The organism is Micromonospora sp. M51 (assembly GCF_018070305.1).
In the GTDB taxonomy this organism is placed as follows: Bacteria; Actinomycetota; Actinomycetes; order Mycobacteriales; family Micromonosporaceae; genus Micromonospora; species Micromonospora parva.
Genome location: NZ_JAGPXZ010001194.1, coordinates 1 through 1171 on the forward strand (window position 1 = coordinate 1; position 1171 = coordinate 1171).

General features: G+C 74.4%; 2 protein-coding genes. Both read left to right on the forward strand.

The genetic code is table 11. The features are described from left to right. Positions 1–653 (forward strand): ABC transporter ATP-binding protein (locus KBX53_RS33610; protein WP_210863880.1); only part of this gene is annotated, 653 nt, incomplete at its 5' end. Then, positions 650–1171 (forward strand): energy-coupling factor transporter transmembrane protein EcfT (locus KBX53_RS33615; protein WP_210863881.1); only part of this gene is annotated, 522 nt, incomplete at its 3' end. The genes KBX53_RS33610 and KBX53_RS33615, both read left to right, overlap by 4 nt.

Consider the following 1171-nt stretch of genomic DNA (forward strand, 5'->3'; position numbering starts at 1 on the left):
CCGCCGACCAGGTCGGCCTGCCACCCCGGCTGGGCGACACCAACCTGTCGGTACGCGCCGGTGAGGCACTCGCCGTACGCGGACCCAACGGTGCCGGCAAGTCCACCCTGGCGTTGCTGCTCGGCGGTCTGCTCCGGCCGGGCAGTGGGCGGGTCACCGCGTCCGCCGAACTGGCCGGCCCGGACCACCGCACTCCCCCGCACCGCTGGCGGGCGCCCGCGCTGGCCCGGCGGCTCGGGTCGGTCTTCCAGGATCCGGACCACCAGTTCGTCACCAGCACCGTCTTCGACGAGCTGGCGCTCGGCCCACGCCGCACCGGTCAACCGGAGGCGGTGGTCAACGAGACGGTGGCCGGGCTGCTGGAACGGCTGCGGCTGGCCCGACTCGCCGCCGCCAACCCGTACACCCTCTCCGGTGGTGAGGCGCGGCGGCTGAGCGTGGCGACCGCCCTGGCCACCGCGCCCCGCCTGTTGATCTGCGACGAACCCACCTTCGGCCAGGACCGGCGGACCTGGCGGGAGTTGGTCGACCTCTTCGCCGACCTGCGCGACGCCGGGCACGGGGTGGTCACCGTCACCCACGACGCGGACTTCGTCGCCGCGCTCGCCGACCGCACCGTCACCCTGCACCGCGCCCCGGACGACCACCGATGATCAGCATCGAGCCGGTCGCCGCGCCGGACGCGCCGTTGGCCCGCCGCAACCCGGTGGCGAAGGTCGCCGCCGCACTCGCCTTCTCGTTCATCCTGCTGGCCACCCTGGACCCGGTCGCCCCGGCGATCGCCATCGCCCTCGAACTGGCCGTGCTGCCGCTGTTCGGCATCCGCTACCGGGTACTGGCCCGACGGGCCTGGCCCCTGCTGCTCAGCGCCGCCGGCATCCTGGTCACCCTGGTGCTGTTCGCCGCCGACCGGTCCGGTCGGGTCCTGCTGGACGCGGGGCCGGTGCTGGTGAGCACCGGCGTGCTGCTCACCGCGCTCGGCCTGGTGCTGCGGGTGTTCGCGGTGGCGCTGCCCGGCGTGATCGTGTTCGCGACCACCGACCCCACCGACCTGGCCGACGCGTTGATCCAGAACGCGAAGGCGCCGGCCCGGTTCGCCATCGGGGCGCTGGCCGCGTTCCGGCTGGTGCCGCTGCTCGGCCAGGAGTGGCAGATGATCAGCATGGCTCGG